1 pseudogene is annotated in these 266 nt (G+C 37.6%); it reads right to left on the bottom strand.

Annotation, left to right across the window (positions count from 1 at the left end):
- Nucleotides 1-266: pseudogene (locus RYX56_RS22905) on the bottom strand (MFS transporter); the annotation flags it as partial.

Here is a 266-nt window from a genome sequence, read left to right as displayed (position 1 = left end):
ATCAACACTGGTGCATAGGCAGAATTACCTAAAAATACAAGACACATCGCATTAAAATAAATAGTCGGTACGGAATCAGCGTTTGCTAAAGCTTGGAAAAAGTATGGAAGCCCAATGATATTGAGAATTCCAATTATGAGAAACGTTTTCTTTCTTCCAATAACTTCACTGAGATGCCCGACAAGAAGGGCTGCAATAATAGTTACAATGCCGGAAGTAATCAGAACCCCTGATAGAATTGAAGAGGAAACTTTATTGACTACTTC

The sequence above is a fragment of the Alkalihalophilus lindianensis genome, from assembly GCF_032843265.1.
Taxonomy (GTDB): domain Bacteria; phylum Bacillota; class Bacilli; order Bacillales; family Bacillaceae_D; genus Alkalihalophilus; species Alkalihalophilus lindianensis.
Note: the sequence above shows the minus strand (reverse complement) of the source record. Positions and strands in the feature narration are given on the sequence as shown.